General features: G+C 71.4%; 18 protein-coding genes. 4 read left to right on the forward strand and 14 right to left on the reverse strand.

Annotated elements, in window-relative coordinates; translation table 11 throughout:
* The 5 genes from ABD108_RS03595 to ABD108_RS03615 all read right to left on the reverse strand — a co-directional run.
* On the reverse strand, positions 1-5,135 hold a 5,135-nt coding region (locus tag ABD108_RS03595), incomplete at its 3' end, for a hypothetical protein (RefSeq protein ID WP_343929373.1).
* A 182-nt stretch (positions 5,136-5,317) separates the two neighbouring features.
* Positions 5,318-5,758 (reverse strand): tRNA (adenosine(37)-N6)-threonylcarbamoyltransferase complex ATPase subunit type 1 TsaE, encoded by a 441-nt coding sequence (gene tsaE, locus ABD108_RS03600; protein ID WP_343929376.1) that lies wholly within the window; start codon positions 5,756-5,758, stop codon positions 5,318-5,320.
* Positions 5,755-6,810 (reverse strand): alpha/beta fold hydrolase, encoded by a 1,056-nt coding sequence (locus tag ABD108_RS03605; RefSeq protein WP_220656423.1) that lies wholly within the window; start codon positions 6,808-6,810, stop codon positions 5,755-5,757. Before ABD108_RS03605 ends, tsaE begins: the two co-directional genes overlap by 4 nt.
* Positions 6,807-7,949: an alanine racemase gene (alr, locus tag ABD108_RS03610; RefSeq protein ID WP_343929378.1), complete on the reverse strand. Its 1,143-nt coding sequence runs from the start codon at positions 7,947-7,949 to the stop codon at positions 6,807-6,809. Before alr ends, ABD108_RS03605 begins: the two co-directional genes overlap by 4 nt.
* A 4-nt stretch (positions 7,950-7,953) precedes the next feature.
* On the reverse strand, positions 7,954-9,360 hold the full coding sequence (locus ABD108_RS03615; RefSeq protein ID WP_343929380.1) for an NAD(P)H-hydrate dehydratase: 1,407 nt from the start codon (positions 9,358-9,360) through the stop codon (positions 7,954-7,956).
* 38 nt (positions 9,361-9,398) lie between these two features.
* Between ABD108_RS03615 and ABD108_RS03620 the strand changes: the two genes are divergently transcribed.
* On the forward strand, positions 9,399-10,244 hold the full coding sequence (locus ABD108_RS03620) for a dienelactone hydrolase family protein (protein ID WP_425579759.1): 846 nt from the start codon (positions 9,399-9,401) through the stop codon (positions 10,242-10,244).
* A gap of 9 nt (positions 10,245-10,253) precedes the next feature.
* On the opposite strand, the gene ABD108_RS03625 is transcribed toward ABD108_RS03620, so the two are convergent.
* Together ABD108_RS03625 and ABD108_RS03630 are read right to left on the reverse strand one after the other, a co-directional pair.
* Positions 10,254-10,934, reverse strand: a complete 681-nt coding sequence (locus ABD108_RS03625) for a response regulator (protein ID WP_305110056.1) — start codon at positions 10,932-10,934, stop codon at positions 10,254-10,256.
* The gene (locus ABD108_RS03630) at positions 10,931-12,526 is read right to left on the reverse strand and encodes a sensor histidine kinase (RefSeq protein WP_343929384.1); all 1,596 of its coding nucleotides are present in this window, start codon (positions 12,524-12,526) and stop codon (positions 10,931-10,933) included. Before ABD108_RS03630 ends, ABD108_RS03625 begins: the two co-directional genes overlap by 4 nt.
* 125 nt (positions 12,527-12,651) lie before the next feature.
* Here ABD108_RS03630 and ABD108_RS03635 point away from each other — a divergent pair, with 125 nt between their 5' ends.
* Together ABD108_RS03635 and ABD108_RS03640 are read left to right on the forward strand one after the other, a co-directional pair.
* Complete coding sequence (locus tag ABD108_RS03635; protein ID WP_344185672.1) at positions 12,652-13,656, forward strand: Bug family tripartite tricarboxylate transporter substrate binding protein; 1,005 nt, start codon at positions 12,652-12,654, stop codon at positions 13,654-13,656.
* A gap of 114 nt (positions 13,657-13,770) precedes the next feature.
* Entirely contained in the window at positions 13,771-15,159 is a 1,389-nt protein-coding gene (locus tag ABD108_RS03640; protein ID WP_343929699.1) for a GntP family permease, read from the forward strand.
* Between the two features lie 19 nt (positions 15,160-15,178).
* Here ABD108_RS03640 and ABD108_RS03645 read toward each other — a convergent pair whose 3' ends face one another.
* The 7 genes from ABD108_RS03645 to rplM form a co-directional block, all read right to left on the reverse strand.
* Positions 15,179-15,361, reverse strand: a complete 183-nt coding sequence (locus tag ABD108_RS03645; protein WP_220656430.1) for a hypothetical protein — start codon at positions 15,359-15,361, stop codon at positions 15,179-15,181.
* Between the two features lie 8 nt (positions 15,362-15,369).
* A complete protein-coding gene (locus tag ABD108_RS03650) occupies positions 15,370-17,016 on the reverse strand; it encodes a hypothetical protein (RefSeq protein ID WP_343929386.1) in 1,647 nt (548 codons plus the stop codon).
* Complete coding sequence (locus ABD108_RS03655; protein ID WP_305110059.1) at positions 17,009-17,317, reverse strand: hypothetical protein; 309 nt, start codon at positions 17,315-17,317, stop codon at positions 17,009-17,011. The genes ABD108_RS03650 and ABD108_RS03655 overlap by 8 nt, the downstream gene beginning before the upstream one ends.
* A 72-nt stretch (positions 17,318-17,389) precedes the next feature.
* The gene (locus tag ABD108_RS03660; protein WP_305110060.1) at positions 17,390-18,082 is read right to left on the reverse strand and encodes an HAD family hydrolase; all 693 of its coding nucleotides are present in this window, start codon (positions 18,080-18,082) and stop codon (positions 17,390-17,392) included.
* Positions 18,083-18,124: 42 nt separating this feature from the next.
* The gene (glmM, locus tag ABD108_RS03665; RefSeq protein WP_220656434.1) at positions 18,125-19,459 is read right to left on the reverse strand and encodes a phosphoglucosamine mutase; all 1,335 of its coding nucleotides are present in this window, start codon (positions 19,457-19,459) and stop codon (positions 18,125-18,127) included.
* Positions 19,460-19,553: 94 nt separating this feature from the next.
* Positions 19,554-20,057 carry a 30S ribosomal protein S9 gene (gene rpsI, locus ABD108_RS03670; RefSeq protein ID WP_255585505.1) on the reverse strand — a complete coding sequence of 168 codons (504 nt, stop codon included), beginning with the start codon at positions 20,055-20,057 and terminating at the stop codon, positions 19,554-19,556.
* Positions 20,054-20,500, reverse strand: coding sequence for a 50S ribosomal protein L13 (gene rplM / locus ABD108_RS03675; RefSeq protein WP_220656435.1), 447 nt, complete (start codon positions 20,498-20,500; stop codon positions 20,054-20,056). Before rplM ends, rpsI begins: the two co-directional genes overlap by 4 nt.
* Before the next feature lie 252 nt (positions 20,501-20,752).
* On the opposite strand from rplM, the gene ABD108_RS03680 reads away from it, so the two are divergent.
* Entirely contained in the window at positions 20,753-22,126 is a 1,374-nt protein-coding gene (locus ABD108_RS03680) for a hypothetical protein (RefSeq protein ID WP_343929388.1), read from the forward strand.
* The last annotated feature ends 48 nt before the right edge of the window (positions 22,127-22,174 follow it).

Below are 22,174 nucleotides of genomic sequence, written 5' to 3' on the forward strand. Positions count from 1 at the left end.
GCAGCATCCGCAGCAGCCTTATCCGCCGCATCCTTCGCCGCCGCAGCCTCATCCGACTCCGACTTCGCCTTCGCCGCCGCATCCGCCGCAGCCTTATCCGCCGCAGCAGCGGCTTCGGCGATGGCCTCGCGCTCCGCCTTCGTCGCATCGGCGGCGGCCTGATCCGCGGCGGCCTTGTCCGCCGCGGCCCGGGCGGCCGCATCGGGGTCGTTCGGGTTCTTCGCGGCATCGGCGGCGGACTTGTCCGCCTTGTCCTTAGCCGCAGCGGCCTTGTCCTTGGCCGCCTTCACCGCGGTGTCGTCGTAGTCGACATTGCCCACGGCCGCAGCGGAGGCGTCCGCCGCCTTATCCGCGGCGGCGGACTTGTCGGCCGCATCGGCGGCGGCCTTATCAGCCTGATCCTTCGCCTTGTTCGCCTTGTCGAGGGCGTCGCGCGCGCCGGCTTCCGCGGCGATCGCGGCCTGCCGGTCTTTGTCCGCCGCGGCCTGGTTGGCCGCGGCCTTATCGGAGGCCGCCTTCGCGGCGTCGGCATTGGCGTCGGCCTGGTCCTGCGCCTTCTTGGCCGCATCGAGGTTGGACTGCGCCTTCTTGATCCGCTGCAGCAGGATCTTGTCGAGCGCGTTGTAGATGAGGCCCTTCTCGGCGTCGTCCAGTTCCTTCTGGCGCTGGTCCACCAGATCCTGGGCCGCCTTGGCGTCGCTGTCGGCCTTCTTGCTGGCGTTAGCCGCGTCCGCGGCCTTCGCATCCGCCTCCGCGGCGGCGGCCTTCGCCTGCTCGATGGCCGCGACCTGCGCCTGAGCCTCCTGCTGCGCCTTCGCCGCGTCCGATGCGGCCTGATCCGCGCTGGCCTTATCGGATGCCGCCTTCGCTGCCGTCTGCGCATCGTCCAGCGCCTTGTTGGCCGCGATGGAGGTCGCCTGCGCGGTCGCACTGTCTGCGGCCGCTTGATCGGCCGTCGCCTTATCGGCCGCAGCCTTATCGGCGGCCGTCTTCGCCGCTGCCTCGGTCTCGCTCTTGGTCTGCGCGGCCTGATCCGCCGCGCGTTTGGCGTTCTCCTCGTCGGCGGCCGATTTGTCGGCGGCCGCCCGGCTCGATGCCGCGTTGTCGGCGGCGGTCTTCGCCGCTGCATCCGCCGCCGCGCGCTGATCCGCTGCCCCGTCTGCCGCCGACTTCTGCGCCGCCGCATCGGAGGCCGACTTCTGGGCTGCAGCGTCGGCTGCGCTCGCCTTGCCCGCGGCGTCCGAGCTCGCCGCGGCCTTATCCGCAGCGGCCTTATCCGCCGCCGCCTTCGCCTGCTCCGCCTGGGCCTTCTCGGCGCTCGCCGTGTCCGCTGCGGCCTTGGCATCCGCAGCGGCCTGCGCCGCCGCCTGGTCTGCGGCGGTCTTCGCAGCAGCGGCCTCGTCCGCCGCGGCCTTCGCCGCATCCGCGTCGGACTTCGCCTGATCCGATTGGCCCGCCTTGTCGGAGGCGGCCTTCTCCTTGTCGCCCGCGGCCTGAGCGGCGGCGGCCTTGTCATCGGCCGCCTGCTTCGCATCGGCCGCGGTCTTCTCCGCCGCGGCTTGCGATGCGGCGGCGGCATCCGCCTCGGACTGTTGCCGCGCGGCGTTGTCCGCAGCGGCCTGAGCAGCGGCCTCGCGGTCCTTGGCCGCCTGCGCCGCATCGGCGGCGTCCTGCCGCGCCTTCTCGGCGTCCGCAGCGGACTTGTCCGAGGCATCCTTCGCTGCCGCGGCCCGGTCCGCGGCCGCCTGTGCTGCAGCAGCTTTATCCGACGCGGCCTGTGCCGCATCCGCCGCCGCCTTGGCAGCCGAATCCTTCGCCGCCGCAGAGCCGTCCGCCGTCGCACGATCCGCCGCAGCCTTATCCGACGCCGCCTTCGCCGCCGCATCCGCATCGGACCGGGCCTTCGCCGCCTCCGCAGCCGACTTCTCCGACGCCTCCTGCGCCGCCCGAGCCTTATCGGCGGCTGCTGCCGCCTCGCTCGCCCGGTCCGCGGCCACCTTGGCGGCGGCATCCTTCTGCGCCGCGGCATCCGCCGCCGCCGCACTACTCGCCGATGCCTGTTCGGCGGCCTTCGCGGCAGACTCCGCGGACGCCGCCGCAGCGGCCGAGTTGCCCGCCGCCGCTGCCGCCGCAGCCGCCGTCTCCGCCGCGTTCTTGTCGGCAGCCGCCTTCGCGGCATCGGCGGAAGCCTTGTCCGCCTGAGACTTCTCCGCCGCTGCCTTATCAGCAGTCGCCTTATCGGCGGCGGCCTTCGCCGCGGCCTCCGACTGGTCCCGGATCGTCACCGCATCGGCGGCGGACTTCTGGGCCGCCGCCTCATCGGCCGCAGACTTCTGCGCTGCGGCGTCCGCTGCGCTCGCCTTGTCCGCGGCGTCCGAACTGGCCGCGGCCTTCTCAGCAGCGGCCTTATCCGCGGCGTCCTTGGCCTGTTGCGCTTGCGCCTTCTCGGCGTTCGCCTGGTCTGCGGCCGCCTTGGCATCCGAGGCCGCCTGCGCCGCGGCCTCATCCGCCGCAGTCTTGGCGGCGGCGGCATCGTCGGCCGCGGCCTTGGCCGCATCCGCATCGGCCTTCGCCTGGGCCGACTGATCCGCCTTATCAGCGGCCGCCTTCGCCGTGTCCGAGGCCGCCTGCGCCGCGGCATCCGCCTGGGACTGATTGCCGGCGGCGTCCGCGGCGGCCTTCTCGGCAGCTGCTTGATCGGCGGCTGCCTTATCCGAGGCCGCCTGCTTGCGGTCCGCCTCATCGGCGGCGGACTTCGCCGCCGCATCGCGGTCCTGCGCGATCTTCGCGGCGTCAGCGGCCGCCTTCTCCGCGGCCGCCTGATCGGCGGCAGACTTGTCCGCCGTGTCCTTCGCCGCCGCGGCGGCATCCGCCGCGGCCTTCGAAGCGGCGTCCTTATCCGAGGCCACCGACGCCGCATCCGCCGCCGCCTTGGCAGCCGAATCCTTCGCCGCCGCAGAGCCGTCCGCCGTCGCACGATCCGCCGCAGCCTTATCCGACGCCGCATTCGCCGCCGCATCCGCATCGGACCGGGCCTTCGCCGCCTCCGCAGCCGACTTCTCCGACGCCTCCTGCGCCGCCCGAGCCTTATCGGCCGCGGCGGAGGCATCGGAGGCCTTGTCGGCCGCGTCCTTCGCGGCGGCGTCCTTCTGCGCCGCGGCATCCGCCGCCGCCGCACTACTCGCCGCGGCTTCCTCCGCCGCCTTCGCGGTCGCGTCCGCCGTGACCGCCGCAGCGGCCGAGTTGCTCGCGGCATCTGCTGCGGCAGCGCTCTTCTCGGCCGCGTCCTTATCGGCCTGCGCCTTCGCATTGTCGGCGGCGGACTTATCCGCCTGTGCCTGGTCCGCCGCCGCCTTATCGGCGGCCGCCTTGTCCGAGGCGGCCTTCGCGGCGGACTCCGCCTGATCGCTCGCCTGCGCCGCGTCCGACGCCGCCTTCTGCGCCGCCGACGCATCGTCGGCGGACTTCTGTGCAGCAGCCTCCGCAGCATCGGCCTTCGCCGCGGCGTCGGTGCTGGCCGCGGCCTTGTCCGCGGCCGCCTTGTCCGCGTCTTCGCGCGCCTTGGTCGCGGCATCGCTGTTCGCCGCGGCCTTGTCGGCGGCGTCCTTCGACGCGGCTGCCGCATCGTCGGCGGTCTTCTGGTCGGCCGCCTTGTCCGCGGCAGCCTTCTCGGCCGCATCCGCAGCCTTCTGCGCATCCGCCTGCTCCGCCGCGGATTTATCCGCCACGGCCTTGTCGGCGGCGGCCTTATCGTCGGCGGCCTTCTGGTCGGCCGCCTTATCCGCGGCAGCCTTCTCGGCCGCATCCGCAGCCTTCTGCGCATCCGCCTGCTCGGCGGCGGACTTATCTGCGGCGGCTTTATCCGCCGCTGCCTTCTCGGGGGCTGCCTCGGCGGCCTTCTCGGCCTCCTCGTGCTTCGGATCGTTCTGCGCCGCTTCGGCGGCCTTCGCCGCCTCCTCGGCCGCGGCCGCGGACTTGTCCGCCGCCGCCTTATCGGAGGCCGCCTTATCCGCGGCGGCCTTCTCGGCATCGTCCGCGCGCTGGCGGTCCGCGGCGGCATCGGCCGCGGCCTTATCCGCAGCCGCCTTATCCGCTGCGGACTTGTCCGCAGCGGCCTTATCGGCCGCGGCCTTCTGGTCCGCGGCATCCTTCGCTGCGGCGCGATCGGCGGCTTCCTTCTGTGCCGCGGCCTTATCGGCAGCAGCCTTCTCCGCTGCGGCGGAGGCCTTCTCGGATTCCGCCTGCGCCTCGGAAAGCCGGTCCGCCGCCTCCTTCGCGGCCGCCGACTTGTCGGCTGCTTCCTTATCGGCCGCTGCCTTGTCCGAGGCCGCCTTCTCGGCAGCGGCGGAGGCCTTCTCGGCGGCATCCTTGGCCGCGGCGAGATCGTCCGCCGCGCTCTTCGCGGCGGCGTCCTTCTCGGCCGCGTTCTTCTCGGCAGCGGCCTGATCGGCAGCGGCCTTCTCGGCGGCGGCCTCCGCGTCCTTCGCAGCCTTGTCCGCATCGAGGAAACGGCGGGCGGCGTCGGCTGCCTTCTGCGCTGCGGCGTCCGAGCTCTTGTTGGCCGCATCCGCGGCAGCGCGGGCGCGCTCGGCGTCGGCGGCGGCGCTGTTGGCCGCGATGCGAGCTGCGATGGCGTTCGCCCGCGCGATCAGGGTGTAGTCCGCGATCCGGGGACCGACGGGATCCACCGGGCGGCCGTCGATCACGGCACTGATCGCACCGATGCCGATGACGCGTGGGCCCAGCGCACCGTCGTAGTCGCCCTTGGGGCTGGTGCAGTCGATCTCCATCGGGCTCAGGATCGGGCTGATGCCGGGCTGCACGGGACGCTTGACGTAGCAGCCCGGGACCACCTCGGTGATGCCGTTGCCGCCGGGGGCCGGGGTGCGCGGTCCCGCACCGTTCCTGCCGTTCGCGACCCCGGTGGCGCCGGCCGTGGCCGGACTCCCGCCCTGGCCCGCACCGGTCGCCGCCGAACCGGCCGCCGGGCCGGCCTGGTCGGTGGCCGCGGTCGGTGGCGCGTTTCGCGTATCACCGTCCGCCGTGCTCTGATTCCCGCCGTTGGTCCCACACGCACTTGCGGTGATCAGACCCACGACGGCGACACCTGCGACTACTGCCCGCGACTTAGTCATCTTCTGCAACCTTTACTACACAGACTTGAAGATAGACTTTACCCATACTTCCGATTTTTGCAGCCCCGAATAGGACATATCCCCGCAGGAAACGTGAACTGCGACAAAACTGTCCCGACGCGACATTCAGAGGTCATACGTCGTTGGCCGTACGGTTGCCTCGGCGCGGGTACCGAGGCGGTTCAGGCCTCGACCCACCGCCACTGCGCGGTGCGCACATCGGTGCCCTCGGCACGACGCAGCCGCACCATCAGGTGCCGATCGGTGAGGCGCTCGGCCACACCCTCGCCCCACTCGACGACGACGACGCAGTCCTCGAGGTCGGTATCGAGGTCGAGTGCGTCCAGATCGTCGAGCCCGCCCAGGCGGTAGGCGTCGACGTGCACCAGACCGGGCCTGCCCGGCGCACCCGGACGGTGCTCGCGAGCGATGATGAAGGTGGGGCTCGAGACCCTGCCCTGTACGCCGAGTCCGGCGGCGATCCCCCTGGTCAGCGCCGTCTTACCGGCGCCGAGCGGACCGTCGAGGATCACCAGATCGCCCGCGGCGAGGCCGGCCGCCAGTTCCCGGCCCAGCGCCTCGGTGTCCTCCACCTCGGGGAGCGTCCGCTCTCCGCCGGTCATCGCGGCACCGCCCGGTCGACGAGCGCCGCCACCGCGAGCGCCACCCGGTCGGCGGCCTCGAGGATCAGCATGTGCCCGGTGTTCGCGAGCACGATCAGCTCGGTGTCCAGCTCCTCGGCCATCGCCTTCGACTTGCGCAGTGGGGTCATCCAGTCGTGATCGCCGCACACCACCGATGTCGCGATGTCGCGCAGGATGGGCAGCGCGTCCTGTTCGTCGTAGCTCTCCAGGGCGGCCATGAATCCGGCCGTGGTGTCGAGCGGGGCCGACAGGCTCATCGTCGACGAGAAGTGGGTCATGGTGGCGCTGCGGTCGCCGCGACCATAGGCGCCGGCGGTGACGAAAGGTTCGGCCAGCGGTTTGACCGCGTCGCGTCCGCGGCCCACCACCGAGGGCAGGAACCGCACCGCGGCACGGAACATGTCGAGCACCGGATTACGCAGCGCGGCAGCCAGACCGGAGTCCGTGAGCGCATGCGAGGCGGTTCCCAGGAGTGCCGCTCCCACCACCCGGGAACCGATCAGGTCGGGATGCCCGGTGGCGAGCGCGCAGATCGCCATGCCGCCCATCGAGTGCCCCACCAGGACCACCGGGCCGGTCGGCACGAGGGCGTCCATGACGGTGGCGATGTCGTCGCCCAGCAGTGCGACGGTGCTCTGCTCGGGCGTGCACGAGCCCGAGTCGCCGTGCCCGCGGCAGTCCGGGAAGACCATCCGGACCCCGTCGCCCCAGCGCCTCTGCAGGGCGTTGCGCACCAGCACCCAGCTCGCGGACCGGAGCGTGAAACCGTGGATGAACAGCACCGTGATCGGGGCATCGCGCGGGCCGACCTCGCGGACGTGCAGCGGCACACCGTCGGAGCTCATGACGATCGTCTCCCGGTCGGACCGGAAGGTGAGGTCGTCGGCGCTGATCGGGTCGTCGTCGACCCGCACGCCGAGCGCGCGGCGGGCGGCGGCGAGCCCCGTCAGCGTGGCGACAGCGACCGACGTGCCGAGACCGGCGAGGACCGCGGGGCCGGGGCGATGCCGTCCGGCGCCGGACGCCTTCACCGCTCCCCCGTGTACTCGCGGGCCACCCGGCCGCGCACGGCGGTGAGCACCTCGTAGTCGATGGTGCCGAGCAGCTCGCCCCAGTCGGACGCGCGGGCGGCGCCTGGTGCGTCCCCGAACAGCACCGCGGTATCGCCCTCGGTCACCCCGCCACCGTCGGGACCGAGGTCGATCACGAACTGGTCCATGCACACCCGGCCCACCTGGGGGAACCGCCGGCCACCGATCGCCACCTCGAACCGGCCGCTCAGCGGCCGCCACACGCCATCGGCGTACCCGGCCGGGATCAGCCCCACCACGGTGTCCCGCGGCGCGATCCAGGTGTGCCCGTAGCTCACGCCGTCGCCCGCGGCGAGCGGCTTCACCAGGATCACCGGCGCAGCGAAGGTCATCACCTGGCGTAGCCCGAAATCCCTGCCGGGCACCGGGATTCCACCGTAGATCGCGATTCCCGGGCGCACCAGGTCGAAGTGCAGATCGGGCCGGGTCAGGGCCGCGGCCGAGTTGGCGGCGTGCACCCGGGTGGGTCGCAGGCCGTGCGCGCGGGCGTCGGCGGCCGCCGCGGCCAGAGCCTCGCGCTGCACGTCGAGGAACGGATGCTCGGGCTCGTCGCCGTGCGCGAGGTGGGTGAACACGCCCTGCAGCTCGACGGTGCCCGCGCGCTCGGCCTCGACCAGGGCGTCGCGGGTGGCGGCCCATTCGTGCGGGGCGACGCCGTTGCGGTTGAGTCCGGTGTCGACCTTGACGTGCACCACCGCGGGCCTGCCCACGCTGCGCGCCGCCGCGACGACCTCGGCGAGCTGCCGCGGCGAACTGACCCCGAGCCGGACATCCGCGGCGATCGCGCGTTCGTAGCCGGAAGTGCTGAGCCAGCTCAGGATGGGGACGGTGATCCCGGCGTCGCGCAGGGCGAGCGCCTCGTCGACCGTGGTGACGCCGAGTTCGGTGGCACCGCCGGCGAGCGCCGCCCGCGCCACCGGCAGCGCGCCGTGACCGTAGGCATCGGCTTTCAGCACCGCCATCACCTCGGCGGTCGGCGCGTGCTGCGCCACGACCTGCACGTTGTGGGTCACGGCGCCCAGGTCGATGTGCGCGGTGGGTCGGTCCAGCCGACCGGGGATCTCGGTCATGACGGGCATCAGCCTAGTCCCGCAGGATCGCCGCGAGGACGTGCGGGAGGGCGGCGCTGATCGCCGCGGCGTGGGTGGGCGCACCGTCGGCGGCGCGGTCCGCGGCGAGGCTGTGCACCCGGGCTGCGCACGCGGCGGCGTCCAGCGGGTCGAGCCCCGAGGCGAGCAGGGCGCCGACGATGCCGGTGAGTACGTCCCCGGACCCGGGGGTGGCGGCCCAGCTCGATCCGGCGGTGTCGACGACCGCGGCGCCGTCGGCAGCGGCGATCACGGTGCGATGCCCCTTGAGCAGCACCGTCACCCCGAAGGAGGCCGCCAGCTCGCGGGCCGCGGCCACCCGGTCGTTCCCCACCGGCCCGGCCAGCCTGCCGAACTCCCCCGCGTGCGGGGTGAGCACCGTGGGTGCCGTGCGATCGGCCAGCAGACCGGGATGCTCGGCGAGCAGGGTGAGCGCGTCCGCGTCGAGCACCGTCGGCAGGTCCCGGCCGAGCACGGCGGCCAGACGGTCCGCGGCCGCACCGTCGGTGCCCATGCCGGGCCCGGCCGCCCAGGCCTGCACCCGGCCCGCATCCGACGGCTCATCGGTCGCGACCACCTCGGGCCAGGCGGCGAGCACCGCCTCGCGGCCGGTGCCGGCGTACCGGACCATGCCGGACGTGGCGCGCACCGCCGCGCCCGTGGCGAGGACCGCCGCCCCCGGGTAGGTGGCGCTGCCCGCGAGCACACCGACCACACCCAGGGTGTACTTGTCGTCCCGGGCGCCGGGGACGGGCCAGCGGGCCGCGACATCGGCGTCCTCGAAGGAGACCAGCTCACCGGGGCCGGGCCGCAGGCCGATGTCGATCAGCTCGACCCGTCCGCACTGTGCGGGCGCGAGGGCGTGCACCGGCTTGAGCGCCCCGAAGGCGACGGTCACGGCGGCGGTCACGGCCGGGCCGTGCACCACGCCGGTGGCCACGCCGACGCCCGACGGGGTATCGGCCGCGACGACCGGTGCATCGATCTCCTCGACCAGGCGCGCCGCCTCGGGCCGCAGCGCACCGCGGCCACTGATCCCGACGATGCCGTCGATCACCAGATCGGGGCGGCCCGGTGCGGTGACCACGCGGCCCCCGGCGCGCCGGAAGGCGGCCAGTCCCGCGTCGTGGACGCGCCCCGGATCGAGCAGGATCGCCTCGACCGCGACACCGCGGCGGCGCAGGTACGCACCGGCGAAGAGGGCATCGCCGCCGTTGTCGCCGGAGCCCACCAGCAGCGTGATCCGGCGGCCGGAGACGCCACCGGAGCGGTCGGTGAGCTCGTCGGCGCAGACCCGCGCCAGGCCGTACGCGGCGCGCCGCATGAGCGCACCGTCGGGCAGCGCTCTGAGCAGGGGCGCCTCGGCGTCGCGGACCGTGTCGGGGAGGTGGTAGTGCCGCACGAGGGCCACGGTACGTCAGATCGACTAACGTGAGCGGCGTGACCGATGCGAACAAGCTGGTGAAGCAGTTGAAGCGTCGCGGACCGCACCGCGTGCTCAAGGGGGATCTGGGCGTGGCCGGCGTGCCGGGCCTGATCTACACCCCCGAGGCGGGCATGAACCTGCCCGCGGTGGCCTTCGCGCACGACTGGCTGACGCCCGTGAAGCGGTACCGCAAGACGCTCGAGCACCTGGCCTCGTGGGGCCTGGTGGTGGCGGCGCCCGACACCGAGCGCGGTGTGATGCCCTCCGATTCCCGGCTGGCGATCGACCTGGGAACCGCACTCGATGTGATCACCGAGGTGCGGCTCGGCGACGGCGACATCACGGTGAACAAGGCCCGCCGCTCAGTGGTGGGCGACGGTTTCGGTGTGGGTGCCGCACTGATCGCCGCCGCGGCCGACCGCCGGGTGGAGGCGGTGGCGGCGCTGTTCCCCTCGCCCACGTCGCCGCAGGCCGAGCAGGCCGCGACCGGCACCACCGCGCCCGCGCTGATCGTGGCGGCGCCCGGTGACGAGCAGTCGATGACCTCGAACGCCGCGGCGCTGTCGCTGCGGTACACGGGTCCGACGGAGCTGCGCATCGTTCCCGATGCGGAGGCCGGTGGCCTGGCCGAGGGCATCTCGGTGCGCGGTGCGCTCGGGGCCGGTGGATCGGACAAGAACACGCAGAAGTCGGTGCGCGCCCTGCTCACCGGCTTCCTGTTGGCCACCGTGGGCGGCGACGACGAGTACAAGGTGTTCGCCGAGCGCGACGCGGATCTCGGTGATCTCGCGGTGGTGTGGGATCCGAACGCCGAGCCCGAGCAGCCGAGCATGCGCGAGCGGCTCCGCAGCCTGGTCTGAGGACTCCGGTCAGACGGCGCGGTACAACCGTTGCGGACGGCCCGCCCGGCCGTACTGCAACCGGATGTCGACGGCGCCCGTGACGAGGAAGTGCTCGAGGTAGCGGCGCGCGCTCACCCGGGACAGTCCGGCGCCGTCCGCGCATTCGGCTGCGGAGACCTCGCCCCGCGCGCGCACCACCTCCAGCACCAGTGCGCCCGTCTCGGTACTGAGCCCCTTCGGCATCGGCGATGAGGCGGACCGCGTGCCGCCGAACAGCGCATCGATGGTGCCCTGATCCGTGTGTTCCGTCGCCTCCAGAATCCGCTTCCGGGAACGGAATCCTTCAAGTTTGCGACGCAGCTGGGCGGTGTCGAAGGGCTTGACGAGGTAGTCGTTGGCGCCGCCGTGCAGCGCCGCCGAGACCGCATCCACCTCCCGTGCGGCGGTGATCATGATGACGCCCACATCGCGGCCCTCGGCCCGGATCCGGCGCAGCACATCCAGTCCCGATCCGTCGGGGAGGTACACGTCGAGCAGCACCAGATCGGGCTCCAGCTCGGCGATCCGCTCCCAGCACTGCTCGGCGGTACTGGCGATCCCGACCGACCGGAATCCCGGTGTCCCATCGACGAAACGGCGATGGATCTCGGCCACCATGAAATCGTCGTCCACCACCAGTACCCGTTGCTCGGGGACGGCCTCGGTCATGATCGGCTCCGCACCACTGCGGCGCGATCCGGACCGTGCCCGGGCAGGCGCACCCGGAACCGTGCACCGCCGGAGCTCCGGTCCACCACCTCGGCGGTACCGCCGTGCCGGTGCGCGACGATGCGGACCAGCGCCAGTCCGATGCCGCGGCCGCTGAGATCGGCGGCCTTCGATGTGACTCCGCGCGTGAACAATCGGGACCGCAGCTCCTCCGGAACCCCCGGCCCTGTGTCCTCCACCTCGATCACGATCCCCTCCTCCTCGTCGTCCTCGATGTGCACCAGCACCCGGGCGTCGGGCCCGCCGACGCAGGCGTCGAGAGCGTTGTCCACCAGGTTGCCGAGCACCGTGATCACATCGGCGGACAGTGCCGGATCCAGGTGCGGCAGTGCGGAATCCTCCGTCAGTTCGAGCGTCACCAGCGATTCCGCCGCGAGCGAGACCTTGGCGATGAGCAGCGCGGCGACTGCGGGATCGTCGATACGGGAGGTGACGGCGTCGCTGATCGCCGCGCGCCGCCGGGTGAGGACCGCCACGAAATCCTTCACCGCCGCGTACTCCTCGAGTTCGGCGAGCCCCGAGATCGTGTGCAGCTGGTTCGCGAACTCGTGCGTCTGCGCCCGCAGCGTGTCGGTCACGCCTTTGTGCGAGCTGAGGCGGTTCTGCAGATCGGCCACCTCGGTGCTGTCGCGCATGGTGGTCACGGAGCCGATGCTCTTCCCCTGGCTCGATGCCGGTCGCCGGTTGAGCACGAGGACGCGCTCGGCGGTCACCAGGACGACGTCCGTCTCCATCGGTCCGGCGCGCAGGAACTCCCGCACGGCGGGCTCCAGCGGGACCTCGTCGACGGTGCGCCCCAGCGCATCCGAGGTGAGCGCGAGCAGATGCCGCGCCCCGTCGTTCGCGAGGGTGATCACCCCGTCGTCGGTCACGGCGACCACGCCCTCGCGGATGCTGTGCAGCAGTGCCTCGCGATGGTCGGCGAGGGAGGCGATCTCGTCGACCTCCAGGCCGCGCGTGTGCCGCTTGATCCGGCGGGCGAGCAGCCAGGACCCGACGAGCCCGAAGGCCGCCCCCAGCCCGAGGTACAGCACGAGCAGTCCGCTCGCGCCCCGCAGGAGCGACAACCGGCTGGGATAGGCCTCGCTGACCGCGGCGACGGCCACCACCTCCCCCGTGGGACGCAGGACCGGGACGTGTGCGGCGATCGATCGCTGACCGCTCACGTCGAGGTCGCCCGACCAGCCGCGTCCCGCGAGAACATCGCTCGGACCGAATCCGGTGACGGTACCCACGCGGCGCGGGTCGGTCGAGGCGATCACGGTGCCGTCCGGGGCGATGATCTCCGCGGTCCGCGCCCCCGACAGGGCGGCCGCGCGATCGACCTCGGGCGCGAGCACCCAGGATCGCGCGGGGTCGTCGATCCCGTCCCGCACCACGGGCGTGGCGACGAGGTTCTCCGCCGCGGCGGAGAGCCGTTGCCCGCGGATCGCGCGGAACTCATTGGTCGACTGGTGGACCGAGGCGACGGACACCACCAGGAGGACGGCGGCGATCACCGCGAGCTGGAGCACGAGGAACTGCGCAGCCATGCTCCGGGACCGGCGTGCCGCCGCCCCGACCGCGCCGGACGCCCATGACCACAACGTTCAATACTTCCGTTTCTTTCACATACGTGATGCAGATCACGTCGTAGTCCAGTATTACCGGTGTGACGATGACTCTCGCAATCCGCAACGCGACGGCGCGGCCGATCGGCCGCCGCGCCTTCGTGGTCGGAGCCGGCCTGGCGCTGGCCGGGGCATCGTCGGCATGCGGGCGGGCGGCCGACGGGGCGCCGCGCGATCTGCGGTTCATGGTGCCCCACAGCCCCGGCGGCGGCTACGACCTCACGGCACGGACGGCGGCACGCACCCTGGAGGACACGAAGGCCGTGGCCCGGTGCGACGCCTTCAACGTGATCGGCTCGGGCGGCACGGTCGCGATGGCGCGGTTGATGAACGAGCGCGGCAACGGCTCGCTCATCATGATGATGGGGCTCGGCGTGATCGGCGCGTGCTCCGCAGTCCGAAGTACCTACCGCGCCACCGATGCGACACCGCTCGCGAGGCTCATCGACGATCAGGAGGGGATCGTCGTGCCGGCGCAGTCGCGGTTCCGCACCGTCGACGATTTCCTGTCCGCATGGCGGCAGGACCCCGGCGGCGTGCGGATCGGCGGCGGATCGTTCACCGGAGGCCCGGACCACCTGTTCCCGATGGAGCTCGCCCGGACACTCGGCATTGAACCCGCCCGCGTGGACTTCTCCCAGTACTCAGGCGGCGGTGATCTGCTCACCGCGCTCCTCGGCCGGCGGGTGGACGCCGCCGTCTCCGGAACCGGGGAGTACCGCAGTCAGATCGCCGGCGGCGGTCTCCGCGTGCTCGCCGTATCGGGCCGGGAACGGGTTCCCGGAATCGACGCCCCCACACTGCGGGAGGCCGGAGTGGACCTGACCTTCAACAACTGGCGCGGCGTGCTCGCGCCGCCGGGCATCACACCCGGCCGGCGCCGGGCCCTGGTCGACATGCTGGCCCGCATGCGGTCCTCGCCGCAGTGGCAGGAAGCGCTGCGCCGCAACGGTTGGACCGACGAGTTCTCGACCGGCACCGATTTCGAGAAGTTCCTCGCCCAGCAGGAGGAGCGCGTGGCGAAGGCCCTCCGCGATCTCGGCCGGACCTGAGATCCCGGCCCTCCGACTCCCCTACTTTCCACTCATCTCGCCGCCCGGCGCTCTCGCATGCCCGCGAGCGCCCGATGACGCATCCACACACCGACAACCCGGAGGAACCCGATGATCGACGGTTGGAAACAGACCATGCCCACGGCGATGCTGCTGAGCATTGCGCTGGTGGCGATCGTGGGGCTGCTCGTGCTGATCCTCCGGTTCAAGCTGCACCCGCTGCTGGCCCTGAGCGTGACCTCGATCGCGACCGCCTTCGCCACCGGGATCCCGGTGAGCGCGATCATGAAGGTACTCGAGGGCGGGCTCGCGAAGACCCTCGGCGAGGTGGCCCTACTGATCAGCTTCGGCGCGATGTTCGGCCGCCTCGCCGAGAGCAGTGGCGCGGCGCAATCCCTCTCGGACACCATGATCCGCGTCTTCGGTGAGAAGCGAGCGCCGCTCGCCCTCGGGGTCGCATCGCTGCTGTTCGGCTTCCCGATCTTCTTCGACGCCGGCCTGATGGTGATGCTGCCCATCATCTTCGCCGTGGCCCGCAAGCTCGGCGGCAGCGTCCTGACCTACGCCATCCCCTCGGCGGCAGCGCTGTCCGCGATGCACGTCTTCCTCCCGCCGCACCCCGGCGCGGTGGCCTCGACCGTGCTGCTCGGCGGCGACATCGGCCTGGTGATCGTGATCGGCCTGCCCGTGGTGGTGCTCACCTGGTTCATCGCGGGCTACCTGTACGGCATCTTCATCGGCAAGAAGATCTTCATCCCCGTCCCCGACTTCCTCAGCGGCGGAAAGGAGACCGAGCGGGTCGAGAATCCGCCGCGGCCCGGGATCATCCTGGCGCTGCTGTTCCTGCCACTGGTCCTGATCCTCACCAACACGGCGCTCGCGACGCTGGTGAAGACCGGCACGCTCGCGAAGGACAACACCTACGCGGCGCTGGCATCGGTCTTCGGCTCCACGCCGATCGCGCTGTTGATCACGCTCCTGGTGGCCATCGCCGTGTTGGGTGTGCGGCGCGGGAAATCGGCGGCGGTGATCGAGGACCTCCTCGATCAGGCGCTGCGGCCGGTGGCGCCGGTCATCCTGATCACCGGTGCGGGCGGCATGTTCGGCGGCATCTTCCTGGCCAGCGGGATCGGTGGCGCACTGTCGTCGGTGCTCGGCAGTATCGGTCTGCCGCTGATCGTCTCGGTGTTCATCGTGGCCGCGATCCTGCGCATCGCGCTGGGCACCGCGACGGTGGCGATCACGACATCGGCCGGGCTGCTGGGTGCCTCGGTGACCGCGGCGGCCCTGAACCCGGTGCAGACCACCGCGGTGATTCTCGCCCTGGCCGCCGGATCGTCGATCTTCCCGCACGTCAACGATGCCAGCTTCTGGATGATCGGCCGGATCCTGAACATGGACGTGCCCACCACGTTCAAGACGTGGAGCGTGACGAAGACCTTGATCTCGGTGGTGGGCTTCGGTTTCGCCTGCCTCGTGTTCGCCCTGGGCAGCGCCGCCTGACGACCGCGCCCCGCGGCGGTCAGCCGGCGCTGAGCCAGGAATCGTGTTCGTCGTCGGCGCGGATCACCGGGATGGGCCGGGTGATCGGCTCGGCCGGAACCTCGATACCGAAGGCCTCGATGAGGTGGTCGAACATGTCCTGGCGTTCCGCGGCGCGGATCGCGCGGGCGTGCGCCTCCTCGGGCGTCTCGTCGGGCAGCATCGGGCCTCCTAGGGGACGGTGACGGCGAGTTCGGCGCCGCTGCCCTGCTGTTCGGGCGGGCACGGCTCCTCGGCGGGTGCACTCGGGGTCTGATCCCCCTGCTGCGGTGCGCCGGACTTCGGACCCGGCGCCGGGGAGACAGCGGCCGGATCGGGGCCCGTGGACGCCGACGGCGTGGCGCCCTGGGACGCTCCGCCGACGGATGCTCCGGGAGTACCGGTGTTCGCCGCGCCGCCTGTGGTTCCGGCGCCCGGGTTTCCAGCGCCAGTGGTTCCGGCGCCAGTGGTTCCAGCGCCCCCTGGGGTTCCAGCACCTGCGGTGCCGCCGGAGGGCTTATCGCTCGGCGTCGCTCCCGCGGGGACGGTGCCCGCGGGCTTGTCCTTCGCATCGTCGAGGGTGAGCTTGCCGTCTTCGCCCACCTTGAGCGTGGCCTTCTCCTGGGTGCCGTCCGGCTTCGTGACGGTGACGTCGACGGTCTTGCCGTCGGGACTGAGCTTCGCGGTCACGGTGTTGCCCTGCGCGTCCTTCGTCCCGGACGTGCCGTTCTTGTCGTCCTTGCCCTTGGCGTCGTCCTTGCCGTCCTTGCCGTCCTTGGCATCGGTCTTGTCGTCGGTCTTCCCGAGGCCGAGCTGCTCGGCGATCTTCGGTACCAGCTGCGACAGCCACGAGGGCATGCCGCCGCTCCCCGACGATCCGCTCAGCCCGGACAGCGGGTTGGTCGACGACGGTGTCGCCGATGCGGGCGTCGTACTGGCCGGCGTGATCCCGGTGGTGGGCGTCGTCGCCGTCGAGGTGCCGGTGGTGAGGCCCGACGGTGACGTGGTGCCGGTCTTCCCGCCCGTCGATCCTCCGGTCGAGCCGCCGGTGCCGGCACCTCCCGTGGACCCACCACCGGGCGAGGTGGTCCCGCCACCGCCCGGCGATGTGGTGCCGCCGGGGTTCGTCGTGCCGCCCGGATTAGTGGTTCCGCCATTCGTCGAGCCGCCGCCCGGTGACGTATCGAACTGTGGGGCGGGGAAAGCGGAGGTATCCACCTTCGCTGCGGCGGGTACCGCTGCGTACGCCTTTTCGATCGCTGTCCGCGCCTCCGCGATGATCGAATCGAACAGTTCCACGTCTTGGGTGAGCCGCGCTTCGAAATTGGCGACGAACTCGGCGTCGAGCAGCATCCCGCGAGGCATGGTCTCGAATTGCTGGGAGAGCGTCTCCGTTTCGGCCGCGGTGAACTCGGCGTTCAGCTTGGCGACCTTCTGCGCGACCGCCGCAACGACCGCGCCATCGGCTGCATCCGCCGCGGTGGCGGTAGCCTCCAGCGAATCCGCGATGGGGGTACTCAGCTTCTGGTGGGCGTCGAGTGTGACCAACGCGGAACGCCCGGCCGAATCCGGCCATCCGCGGTCGACGTCACCCCGTGCGGCGGACTGGTCCGTGGCCGCCTGTCGCGCAACCGACGCCGCCTTGCGCAGCTTCGCCGCATCGGAGCGCAAGGCTTCGAGGTCAGTACCTCGCTCGTTGTCGTAGGCCCGACAGAAGTGATCACGCCAGTCCGGCCACTGCTTCGCGGAAATCATCGAGGCCACGTTCAACACGATCCGGAAGTACTGCAAGGGCGCGGCGCCGAGGTCGAGCATCGAATCGATCGTGCGATCAGCCACGCCCAGCGCCCTTCACATCGGCCGCACCGGTGGTATCCGTGGTCTTGTGCGCGGCGGCCGACGCGTTCAGTCCCACTCCCATCGCCCGCGCCGCATCCCGCCAGGCGTCCGTACGGGCGGCAAGCGCCGTGATCGCCGCATTCCACTGCTCGCCCTCGTCCGCGTACTCGCGTCCGAACTTGTCCGACGACAGTGAGCCCGCACGTAGGGCAGTGGCAGAGGTCCCGAGGTTGTCCGCCACCGTCGAGTACTTGCCACCCGCCCCGGCCACTACGGCTGTATCGATCTCGGTTCCGGCCATGCGATCCCCCATCGCCCGTAGGTCCCCTACACCCATTGGACGCATCAGCGGGCGGATCGGTTCCGCCCGACCTCAGGCGATGGCGCCGGCACCCCGGACAGCGACGAGGAGTCCGTCCGGACGTTGTGCCACGGGAACCGGGTCGACCTGCGCGAAGCCGCAGCCGATGGTGCGCGAGGCACCGTCGGCCTCGGCGCTGTCGCCGACCATGAGGACCTCCTCGGGCGGCAGGCCCAGCGCGGCGGACGCGATGCGGAAGATCTCGGCGTCGGGCTTCACGTGGCCCACCTCGAAGGAGAGGACGAACTCGTCGACCAGCCCGTCGATCCCCTCGCGCTCGAACGCCGGCCGTATGTCGTAACCGATGTTGGACAGCACCCCCACCTTCAGACCGGCATCGCGCACCGCCCGCAGAACGGCCGCCGTATCGGGATAGATCGTCCAGTTCAGCGGATCCGAGAACTCGCCGTAGAGCCGGCTGCGTTCGTCCGCGTCGGTGACCCCGGAGGACGCCATGACGTGCAGGTAGGCGTTGCGGTGGTCCTCGGAGCTGAGGTCGCGGGCATGCCAGGTGCGCAGGGCATCGTCGTCCATCGGGACGGGCACGCCGACGGGCACCGTCATCCGGTACAGCAGCTCGCTCTGCGCGGCGTCGTCGAGCGGACGACCGTCCGGACCGGCGAGACCCGCGAACCACTGCGGGTCGGGTTCGAGCCGGAAGAGGGTCCCGGAGAAGTCGAAGAGCACGCCGCGGTAACTGGTCATGGGCCCGATGCTACCGCCAATCGAAACGTTTCGACCAGTGGGTCAGCCGATCAGGCCGGCGAGCCGCTCGGCGGTGCTGCGGGCGGCCTCCTCCGTGGGGGCCTCGACCATCACGCGCACCAGGGGCTCCGTCCCCGACGGACGCAGCAGGATGCGCCCCTCCTCGCCGAGGGCGGCCTCCTCCGCGGCGAGCGCGGCGGTGAGCGCCGGCGCCGCCATCGCGGCGGCCTTGTCGATCACGCGCACGTTCACCAGCACCTGCGGCAGCACCGTGAGGACCGCGGCGAGCTCGGCCAGCGAGCGTCCCGTCTGCGCCATCCGCTCCATCAGCTTGAGCCCGGTGAGCACACCGTCGCCGGTGGTACCGAAGCCCGGGAGCACCACGTGCCCCGACTGCTCGCCGCCCAGCGCGTAGCCACCGGAACGCAGCTCCTCCAGCACATAGCGATCACCGACGGCGGTGGTGCGCAAGGTGATTCCTGCCGCGCGCATCGCCAGATGCAGGCCGAGGTTGCTCATCACGGTGGCGACCAGCGTGTGGTCGGTGAGCTCGCCGGCCTCGTCCATCGCGATCGCGAGGATCGCCATGATCGCGTCGCCGTCGATGATCCGTCCGGACGCGTCGACCGCGAGGCAGCGGTCGGCGTCACCGTCGTGCCCGAGTCCGAGGTCGGCCTCGTGCGCGAGCACCGCGGCCTGCAGGCTCTCCAGATGCGTGGAACCGCAGTCGCGGTTGATGTTCAGGCCGTCGGGCACGTCGTGGATCGCGATCACCGTGGCACCGGCATCGCGGTAGGCCTTGGCGGCCACCGTCGCGGCGGCGCCGTTGGCGGCGTCGACCACCACGGTGAGTCCGGCGAGGGACCGGTGCACGGCCGACTCCAGATGCGCCACATAGCGATCGACGGCGTCGAAGGCGCGCTTGACGCGCCCGATCCCGGCGCCGGTGGGACGCGGCGGAGCCGGATCGTCCAGGGCCGCTTCGATCGCGTCCTCCTGGGCGTCCTCCAGCTTGTGCCCGCCGCGGGCGAAGAACTTGATGCCGTTGTCCGGCATGGGATTGTGCGAGGCGGAGATCATCACGCCGAGTGCGGCGTCGTACTCCGCGGTGAGGTGCGCGACGGCGGGCGTGGGCATCACGCCGACGAGCAGCACGTCGACACCGGCACTGGTGAGGCCCGCCGAGACTGCGGCGGAGAGCATCTCACTGGAGGCGCGGGGGTCCCAGCCGACCACGGCGAACGGACGGTCGGTGCCGTCCGGATCGTGCGCACCGAGCACCGCCGCCGCGGCGGCGGACAGCCGCAGTGCGAGATCGGCGGTCAGGTCCTTATTCGCCAGGCCGCGCACACCGTCGGTCCCGAACAGACGCCCCATGAAGAATTCCTCACTGCAGAGAAGTGGTGGAGAAACGCGGCAGGGCAGGCACTCGCACGAATGCGAGTGCCTGCCCTGTGCGAAGAGCCTGCAATCAGCGCTTGCTGTACTGCGAAGCCTTACGGGCCTTCTTCAGGCCGTACTTCTTGCGCTCGACGGCACGCGGGTCACGCGTGAGGAAGCCGGCGCGCTTGAGCGCGGGGCGATCCTCGGGCGAGACCTCGATCAGCGCGCGGGCGATGGCCAGGCGCAGGGCGCCGGCCTGACCCGAGGGGCCGCCACCGGAGAGGTTGGCGGCGATGTCGAAGGACTCCAGGCGCTCAACGGTGACCAGCGGGTCCTTCACCAGCTGCTGGTGCAGCTTGTTGGGGAAGTAATCCTCGATGGTGCGGCCGTTCAGCACGAAGTTGCCGGTGCCGGCGGTCAGGCGCACGCGCACGACGGCCTCCTTGCGGCGACCGACGGTCTGGATGGGGCGCTCGACGACGACCGGGCCACGGGGGGCGCGGGTCTCGGCCGAAGCCTCAGGGGTCTCCGAGGTGTACTCGTTGGGAACGACCTCGGCGTCGGTCTCGTTGGTCTCGATCGCGTCGCTCACTGAGCCACCTGCTTGATCTCGTAGGGAACCGGCTGCTGCGCGGCGTGGGGGTGGTTCGGGCCGGCGTAGACCTTCAGCTTGCCGCCGATGGCGCTGCCCAGCTTGTTCTTGGGGATCATGCCCAGAACAGCCTTCTGCACCACGCGCTCCGGGTTCGTGGAGCCGAGCACCTCACTGATCGTGCGGGACCGCAGGCCGCCCGGGAAGCCCGAGTGGCGGTAGTGCCGCTTGTCGGTGAGCTTGGCGCCCGAGAGGGCGACCTTCTCAGCGTTGATGATGATGACGTAGTCGCCGCCGTCCACGTTGGGGGCGTAGGTCGGCTTGTGCTTGCCGCGCAGCAGGTTGGCAGCTGCGACGGCGAGGCGGCCGAGCACCACGTCAGAAGCGTCGATGACGTGCCACTGGCGGGTCACGTCACCCGCCTTCGGGGTGTAAGTAGGCACAGGAGGTCCTCTGCTCGATGGTTCGGTGCCGGTCCCGTGCGCAGCGAGAGCACTCCCGGCGACCAACGGAGACCCGGGACTCGACTCCGCACCACCCCATCAGGGCAGCGCGGCGCCACACACCAGCGCACCAGAGTACGCGGGACCTGGGGTGCAGGTCAAAACGCGAGGACGCACCCCGGGGACGAATCAGGGGACGAACCGGGGCCTTCCCCGATGTGACGGTGCCATCACTCGTCCTACCTTTCCCTCATGTCCACTCCGACCACACCGGTGACGCCGTCCGCCGACCTACCGTCCGACTCCCCCGACGATGCCGCACCGTCGGCCCCGCAGCCCTGGACCACCGCACAGAAGGTGGCCTTCCGGCTGCTCTTCACCCTCGGTGGAGGACTGCTGATCCTGGCCGTCTTCGGCAGCCTGTTCCTCGCGCCGATCATGCCGCCGGTCCAGGCGGTGTTCGCCCGGCTCTGGGCCGCCGTGAGCGGCACCGACTACAACCCGCCGCAGATCACCGGCACCGGCGACACACTCGCGATCTGGCAGTACCACCTGGGCTGGCTGGTGGTCGGGCTCGTGATCACCGCGATCTGGTCGCTGCTGGACCGCAACCGCACCGATTACCGCTCACTGGGCGGCCTGCTGTGGCGGGTGGCCCGGTTCGCGCTGGCCATCGGCATGATCTTCTACGGCATGGCGAAGGTGATCCCCACCCAGATGGGCGCGATGGCACTGCCCAGCTACGCCCTCACCCCGTCGGGCGATGTGAGCCGGATGAACGTGCTGTGGGGATTCATGGGCGCCTCCGACGGCTACTCCATCGTCACCGGCCTGGTCGAGCTGATCTCCGGGCTGCTCCTGCTGTCCCGGCGGACCTGGGCGGTGGGCGCGCTCGGCGCCATCGTGTCCATGGGGCAGGTGGTCCTGCTCGACACCTTCTACAACGTGCCGGTCAAGTTCCTGGCCTTCGAATTCCTGGTGATCGCCGTCGCCATCCTCGCGCCGTACTGGCCGAACATGCTGCGGGCCGTGCTCGGCAGGACCTCCGGGCCCGCTCCCACGATCTGGCCGGCCGCCGGTGCCGACCGCACCTGGCTGCGCCGGACCGGCACGGGACTGGCCGGGCTGGTCACCGTGGTCATGCTGGTGCTGCCCGCGACGATCGGGGTGCTGTCGCTGAGCGTGATCAAGTCCCCGCGCACCACCCTCGACGGGACCTGGCACACCACCTCCTTCCACATCGACGGTCGCCAGGCGACCCTCGGCGCCGACGAGGACGGACTGCCCTGGGCCAATATCGCGATCACGTACCGCGGCCCCGGGCTGATCGAGTCGGAGGGCGATGGCTACAACAACCTGGTCACCCAGGACACCGCCGCCCGGGTGACCCCCTGGTTCCTCACCGTCGGTGAGACGACACTGGACATCAAGCGCCGCAAGGACGATCAACCCGTGCGCCTGGAGTACCGCCAGCCCGACGCCGATCACCTGACCCTGGTGGGCACCGTCGACGGCAAGCGGATCGCGGCGAGTTACGAACGGCGAGCAATGCTTCGGGACTCCGAGAAGGTGAAGTTCACCCACCCCGAACCCGATCCGCAGCGACCGATCGAGGTGTTCCCGTGACCGTGGCGATCGATGACAACTGTCACTAGGAGATGTGGTGAACGATCC

This window comes from Tsukamurella strandjordii (assembly GCF_039525985.1).
Classification (GTDB): domain Bacteria; phylum Actinomycetota; class Actinomycetes; order Mycobacteriales; family Mycobacteriaceae; genus Tsukamurella; species Tsukamurella strandjordii.

Coding starts and splice junctions, on each gene's coding strand:
- tsaE (WP_343929376.1), bottom strand. CDS start 5,758: ATGACCGGCGGAGAGCGGACGCTCCCCGAGGTGGAGGACACCGAGGCG.
- alr (WP_343929378.1), bottom strand. CDS start 7,949: ATGCCCGTCATGACCGAGATCCCCGGTCGGCTGGACCGACCCACCGCG.
- ABD108_RS03625 (WP_305110056.1), bottom strand. CDS start 10,934: ATGACCGAGGCCGTCCCCGAGCAACGGGTACTGGTGGTGGACGACGAT.
- ABD108_RS03630 (WP_343929384.1), bottom strand. CDS start 12,526: ATGGCTGCGCAGTTCCTCGTGCTCCAGCTCGCGGTGATCGCCGCCGTC.
- ABD108_RS03635 (WP_344185672.1), top strand. CDS start 12,652: ATGACTCTCGCAATCCGCAACGCGACGGCGCGGCCGATCGGCCGCCGC.
- ABD108_RS03645 (WP_220656430.1), bottom strand. CDS start 15,361: ATGCTGCCCGACGAGACGCCCGAGGAGGCGCACGCCCGCGCGATCCGC.
- ABD108_RS03655 (WP_305110059.1), bottom strand. CDS start 17,317: ATGGCCGGAACCGAGATCGATACAGCCGTAGTGGCCGGGGCGGGTGGC.
- ABD108_RS03660 (WP_305110060.1), bottom strand. CDS start 18,082: ATGACCAGTTACCGCGGCGTGCTCTTCGACTTCTCCGGGACCCTCTTC.
- glmM (WP_220656434.1), bottom strand. CDS start 19,459: ATGGGGCGTCTGTTCGGGACCGACGGTGTGCGCGGCCTGGCGAATAAG.
- ABD108_RS03680 (WP_343929388.1), top strand. CDS start 20,753: ATGTCCACTCCGACCACACCGGTGACGCCGTCCGCCGACCTACCGTCC.